General features: G+C 73.1%; 6 protein-coding genes. 1 reads left to right on the forward strand and 5 read right to left on the reverse strand.

Annotation, left to right across the window (positions count from 1 at the left end):
• Window positions 1-722: adenosylhomocysteinase (locus AB0J12_RS39260; RefSeq protein WP_363269601.1), on the reverse strand; the 722-nt coding region annotated here is incomplete at its 3' end.
• A gap of 362 nt (window positions 723-1,084) precedes the next feature.
• Here AB0J12_RS39260 and lepB point away from each other — a divergent pair.
• Entirely contained in the window at window positions 1,085-1,774 is a 690-nt protein-coding gene (gene lepB / locus AB0J12_RS39265; protein ID WP_363269602.1) for a signal peptidase I, read from the forward strand.
• 22 nt (window positions 1,775-1,796) lie between these two features.
• On the opposite strand, the gene AB0J12_RS39270 is transcribed toward lepB, so the two are convergent.
• The 4 genes from AB0J12_RS39270 to AB0J12_RS39285 form a co-directional block, all read right to left on the reverse strand.
• On the reverse strand, window positions 1,797-2,777 hold the full coding sequence (locus tag AB0J12_RS39270) for a cation diffusion facilitator family transporter (RefSeq protein ID WP_363269603.1): 981 nt from the start codon (window positions 2,775-2,777) through the stop codon (window positions 1,797-1,799).
• A gap of 160 nt (window positions 2,778-2,937) precedes the next feature.
• Window positions 2,938-4,089: a mannose-6-phosphate isomerase, class I gene (manA, locus tag AB0J12_RS39275; RefSeq protein ID WP_363269604.1), complete on the reverse strand. Its 1,152-nt coding sequence runs from the start codon at window positions 4,087-4,089 to the stop codon at window positions 2,938-2,940.
• Window positions 4,090-4,148: 59 nt separating this feature from the next.
• Window positions 4,149-5,276 carry an SIS domain-containing protein gene (locus AB0J12_RS39280; RefSeq protein ID WP_363269605.1) on the reverse strand — a complete coding sequence of 376 codons (1,128 nt, stop codon included), beginning with the start codon at window positions 5,274-5,276 and terminating at the stop codon, window positions 4,149-4,151.
• Between the two features lie 51 nt (window positions 5,277-5,327).
• Complete coding sequence (locus AB0J12_RS39285) at window positions 5,328-5,498, reverse strand: Trm112 family protein (protein ID WP_079057723.1); 171 nt, start codon at window positions 5,496-5,498, stop codon at window positions 5,328-5,330.
• Between the last annotated feature and the right edge of the window lie 518 nt (window positions 5,499-6,016).

Here is a 6,016-nt window from a genome sequence, read left to right on the forward strand (position 1 = left end):
AACTTCGACTTCGTCACCGAGTCGTTGACGTTGATCGCCGGGAACAGCAGCGTCCCGTCGCGCATCATCTCGTACAGGCGGTGGACACCCGTCGTGGTCTCCTCCGTGACACCGCGGATCTCGGACGCCAGCTGGGTCCACTTCTGCGGGGTCTCGGCGACGGTGCGGGTGAGCAGTTCGAGGATGACGCGGTGCTCGTCGGACTCGGCGGTGTCGGGCGAGGGGACCTTGCCGTCCTTCTCGTACTCGACGCCCTGGTGGACGAGGAGGGTGGCGTCACCACCGTCGTCGAGGATCATGTTCGGGCCGCCGGTGGGGGTGCCCGGCCAGGTCAGCGCCTGCTCGGTGCACCACCAGTACTCCTCGAGGGTCTCGCCCTTCCAGGCGAAGACCGGCACGCCCTGCGGGTTGTCGGGCGTGCCGTTCGGGCCGACGGCGATGGCCGCGGCGGCGTGGTCCTGGGTGGAGAAGATGTTGCAGGAGGCCCAGCGGACCTGGGCGCCGAGGGCGACCAGGGTCTCGATGAGGACGGCGGTCTGCACGGTCATGTGCAGCGAGCCGGTGACGCGGGCGCCCTTGAGGGGCTGTGCCTCGGCGTACTCCTTGCGGATCGCCATCAGGCCCGGCATCTCGTGCTCGGCGAGGTTGATCTCCTTGCGGCCGAACTCGGCCAGGGACAGGTCGGCGACCTTGAAGTCCTGTCGGTTGTCGACAGTCGTCATTCGGGCTGCTCCTCGGGTTGGTCGAGGTGTGGGTAGGGCTGACCTGCGCGGCGGCGGACACAGGGGTGCCCAGAGGGACACAGGCATGCCCGCGTGCGCGCAGCGCAGTCCGTCGGAGGCCCTCTCTCCCTCGGTCGGTCCGCGCCGGGACCGCCCGACCGCCATCAGCAGCGACGTCTGGCTCTCTCCCAAGCTACACGGTCGGCCGGGTCGTCCCCAGTCCGCACCGGAAAGCGTCGGGCGTTCACCGATGCCGTGCCGGGCTGTCCGGGCCGGTGAGAGGGGGTGGGCGGGTCGCGTACCCCGGCGAGCGGACCGCTACGCTCTGCGCCCGCGGAAGGGCCGCAAAGGGAGGGGACGCAATGTCCGGCAAGGGACGGGGGCTCGCGATCGCGGCCGTCGTGGTGGGTGTGGTGGGCGTGCTGCTGGGGCTCGGCGGTGCGGGGTACGCGCGGGCCGGGTACGGCGGTTCCGTGATGCGTGGCGAGAGCATGAGGCCGACGTACCGTCCCGGTGACCGGATCATGTTCGAGCGGATCGACGGGAGCCAGGTGCGGCGCGGTGACGTCGTGCTGTTCTCCGCGCCGGACCGGTACGGCTTCGACGACCTACTGGTGGAGCGGGTCGTCGCCGTCGGCGGTGACCGCATCTCCTGCTGCACGGGGAAGGGTCCGGGCGGGCACGTCACCCTGAACGGCAGGCCGCTGCAGGAGCCGTATGTGCGCGGCGGGCAGGCCGATGACTGGCTCGCCGGAACGCACTACGACGTACGGGTGCCGGAGGGCCGGCTGTTCCTGCTGGGTGACAACCGCGGGAACGCCCGGGACTCGCGGGCCTTCCTCGACGACCAGGGCGGGACGGTGCCGCTGTCAGCAGTGCGCGGGCGGGTGATCGACGACTACACCGTGCCGGGGCTGGTCGGTACGGCGCTCATCCTCGCGGCGGTGCTGGTGCTGACCGGTGTGGGGCTCGGGATCGCCGCGGTTGCCGTGCGGCGCAGGGCGCGGACGCTGGTGCCGCCCGCGCCGCCGTGGGTGATGCAGCAGCCGTAGGGGTGCTTCAGTGCCCGGTGCTTCAGTGCCCGGGGCTCTGCGGGGCCGGGCCGCCCGGGGTGGCCTGGGGGTCGGGGCCGTTGGCGGCCGCGGCCTCGCTGTAGATGTCGGGCTCGAGGTAGATGACGCGCGCGATGGGCACGGCGGCGCGGATGCGGGCCTCGGCGGCGTCGATGGCGGTGGCGACCTCGGCGGCGGTGTCGTCGTGCTGGACGGCGATCTTGGCGGCGACCAGCAGTTCCTCGGGGCCGAGGTGGAGCGTGCGCATGTGGATGATGCGGGGGACGGTGTCGCCGTCGACGATCGCGGCCTCGATCTTCTTGATCTCTTCGGTGCCGGCGGCCTCGCCGAGCAGCAGCGACTTGGTTTCGGCGGCCAGGACGAGCGCGATGAGGACGAGCAGGACGCCGATGCAGATGGTGCCGATGCCGTCCCAGACGCCGTCGCCGGTGAGCAGGGTCATGCCGACGCCGAAGAGCGCGAGGACCAGACCGATGAGCGCGCCGAAGTCCTCGAGCAGGACGACGGGCAGCTCGGGTGCCTTGGCGCGGCGGATGAACTGCGCCCAGGAGAGCTTGCCGCGCAGTTCGTTGGACTCCTTGATGGCCGTGCGGAAGGAGAAGCCCTCGGCGACGACCGCGAAGGCGAGGACGCCCACCGGCCAGTACCAGTGCTCCAGTTCGTGGGGGTGCCGGACCTTCTCGTAGCCCTCGTAGATGGCGAACATGCCGCCGACCGAGAACAGGACGATGGAGACGAGGAAGGCGTAGATGAACCGCTCGCGGCCGTAGCCGAAGGGGTGCTGGGGGGTGGCCTGGCGCTGGGCGCGCTTGCCGCCGACCAGCAGCAGGAACTGGTTGCCGGAGTCGGCGACCGAGTGCACGCCCTCGGCGAGCATCGACGACGAGCCGCTGAACGCGAACGCCACGAACTTCGATGCCGCGATCGCGAGGTTGGCGCCGAGTGCCGCCACGATCGCCTTGGTGCCGCCTGACGCGCTCATGTGTCCGCGTTGTCCCTTCGCCTGCGTGCGTTGTCGCCGTCCGGGCCTTTGCCCGCCCTTTGCCGGTGGGCCATTCTTGCAGCCCCCGTGGCTCCGGCGTTCCCGAGTGTCCACAGCCACGGTCGTACGAACACACCGGGGCCGCGTTCGGAGTCGGCGCTCAGGCGATCACGGTGGCCCGGAACAGCGTGCCGGCGCCGGACACCTCGGCCTTCTCCCCCGCGGGGACGAAGACGGACTGACCGGCGGTCAGCTGGTGTTCCCCGGCCCGCACGGTGCCCGCCGTGCACAGCAGGATCTGCGGGGTGGACCGGGTGAGGACGTGGGCGGCGCCGCCCTCCGGCAGGGTGTAGCGGGAGAGCCGGAACTCGTCGATGGGGGTCTCGTAGACCTCTTCGCCGTCCGGGGAGGCCTCGGGTCGCAGCACGCCCGGGTCGCTCGCCTCGAAGCGGACAACGCGGAGCAGTTCGGGGACGTCGACGTGCTTCGGGGTCAGGCCGCAGCGCAGGACGTTGTCGGAGTTGGCCATGATCTCCACGCCGAGGCCGTCGAGGTAGGCGTGCGGGATGCCGGCGCCGAGGTAGAGGGCCTCACCGGGCTGGAGCCGGACGTGGTTGAGGAGCATCGCGGCGATGACGCCGGGGTCGCCCGGGTAGTGGTGGGCGAGGCCGGCGTAGGGGGCGTAAGTGCCGCCGAGCCGGTCGCAGGCGGCCGCGGCCTCGGCGACGGTGTGGGCCATCTCCTCGCGGTCCGCGGTGAGGATCGCGGTCAGCACCTCGCGCAGGGCCGCTTCCTCGGGGTGGGCGTGCAGCACGTCGACGTACGGCTTGAGGGAGTCGACGCCGAGACCGGCCAGCAGGTCGGCGGCATGGACGGGGTCGCGGAAGCCGCACAGGCCGTCGAAGTCGGTGAGCGCGCAGATCAGTTCGGGCTTGTGGTTGGCGTCCTTGTAGTTGCGGTGCGGGGCGTCGAGCGGGATGCCGCGGCGTTCCTCGTCGGCGTATCCCTGCCGGGCCTGCGCCAGGTCCGGGTGGACCTGGAGCGAGAGCGGCGCGTCGGCGGCGAGCAGTTTGAGCAGGAACGGCAGGCGCGGGCCGAACTTCGCCACGGCCGCGGGGCCCAGTTCCCGCTCGGGGTCCGCCGCGATGACGTCGGCGAGGGTTCCGCGCGCAGTGCGCGAGGGAGCGCCCGGGTGCGCGCCCATCCACATCTCCGCCTGCGGTTCGCCGGTCGGCTTCACGCCGAGCAGCTGCGGGATCGCGGTGGTGGAACCCCAGGCGTAGGGGCGGACGGTGTTGTCGAGGCGGTCCATGGGATCTCTCTGCGGGATGCGTGCGGGCCGAGGACGGGCGTTCGGCGCCCGGGAAAAGATCAGGCCCTTGACGCGACGGCCAGGTAAACGGCGGCGAAATCGGTGATGGCGATCAGCTCGGCCAGGGTCTCCAGCTCGTCGCCCTCCTGCGGTTCCAGTTCGCTGATCGGGGTGTCGTGGCTGAGGGCCAGGTCTCGGGCGGCCGGGGCGGCGGTGAGGCTGCCGATCGGGCGGTCACGCAGCAGCACCACGCGCGCGTGCATCGCGGGCGGTTCCTCGACGCGGTCGCGGAAGAAGTCGTCCGGGTCCGCGCCGGCGGCCAGCGGGCCGGCGAGCAGGGCGCTGTGCGCGGCGAGCGCCTCGGGCAGTTCGGCGACCACCGCGGGCACGCCGGACAGCTCCGCGAGCGCGGCGGCGAAGCGGCGGCCGGCCGGTCCTGCGGAGGTCCCCTCGGTCCAGACGAGGGGCAGGGCGTCGGCCAGTTCGGCGGCGAGGGTCTTGGCCGGGTTGCTGTACGTCGCGATGGCGGGGCCGCAGCGTTCGGCGACGTGGTCGAGGCGGTTGGCGACCTTCTCCAGGGCGTCGGACGGCGCGGTGAGCAGGCCGATGCGGTCGAGCAGGGCGAGCAGCGGGGTGAGCAGCGCCCACAGGACACCCGGCGCGGAGGCGGCGAGCGGTTCCTCCTGGTCGTACGGGGCGGTCGCCATCGGCAGGAACATGCCGTGGGCGCCCGCGACGGCCTCCGCGAGGGGGGTGCCGGCGGGGGCGACGGCGGCGACCGTGCAGCCACGGCGGTAGGCCTGTTCGGCGAGCTGGGACAGCGAAGGCTCGGTGCCGTCCGGGGTGGCGATCAGCAGCAGGTCGACGGAGCCGGTCCAGCCGGGCAGCTCCCAGCGCAGCGCGCCCGCGGCGGGGGCGACGCCGGTGGGGGCGAGCCGGATGACGGGGCTGCCGGGGCCGGCGAGGGTGCCCAGCAGGTCGGCGGCGTGGGTGGCGGCGGCGCCGGGGCCGGCGATGAGCACGGCGCGGGGGCGGCCGTCGGGTTTGAGCCCGTTGATGCCGGCCTCGGCGGCGTGCCGGGCCGCGGTGCGGACGCGGGCGCCGGCCTCGGCGGCGCCGCGCAGCAGGGCGCGGCGGTCGGCCTCGGCCAGGGCCTCCGGCGTGTCGAGCAGCGATTCGTCGAGCATGGCGGCAGTCTCCGATCGCCGTGTCGTCGTGCGCGGGCTTTCGCGGCGGTGTTACGCCGGGCGGCGGGCCTCGTCGACGAGCAGCACGGGGATGCCGTCGCGGACCGGGTACGCCAGGCCGCAGTCCTGACCGGTGCAGATCAGCTCGGTGTCCTGCTCCTTGAGGGGGGAGTGGCAGGCCGGGCAGGCGAGGATCTCCAGGAGGCCGGCTTCGAGCGGCATGGGCTGTCCCTTCGGATACGGCGGAGTCTGGGGTTGTGCCTGGTCAGCGTACCGCCGGGAAGGACCCCATGCGGTGGCCTGTGGACAACGCCGTCCAGTTGCCCCACCGACACCGCGGTGACCTCCATTGGGCTGCGCGCCCGGCCTGCACGGTGATCTGCGGTTGGGCTGCGCACCCGGCGTTCACTGGCGCCCGTGCGGTGGCCGGCCGGGGGTGGGTGCGCAGCCCGGCGCGACGGGGTGCCTCCCCCAAGCTCTTCGAGCAGGGGGGACCCCCAGCCCACCCGTGCCGCCCCAGCGTCACGACTGCCCGCAGCTATGTCGGCAGGGCGGCCGCCCGGCGTTGCGACTGCCCGCAGCTACGCAGGACGGCGGCCCACAACTGCGCCCGCCACGGCGGCGCCGCAGCCGCGCGCGGCGGGAAGGGGACGGGGTGGGGGGTGTCCGCCCGCAGCGGCCGGCACCGGGCAACAGCGCCCCCGTCGGAAACGGACGGCCGGACCGAGGACGGACACCCC

Origin of the sequence: Streptomyces sp. NPDC049915, assembly GCF_040656475.1 — a bacterium.
Classification (GTDB): Bacteria; Actinomycetota; Actinomycetes; order Streptomycetales; family Streptomycetaceae; genus Streptomyces.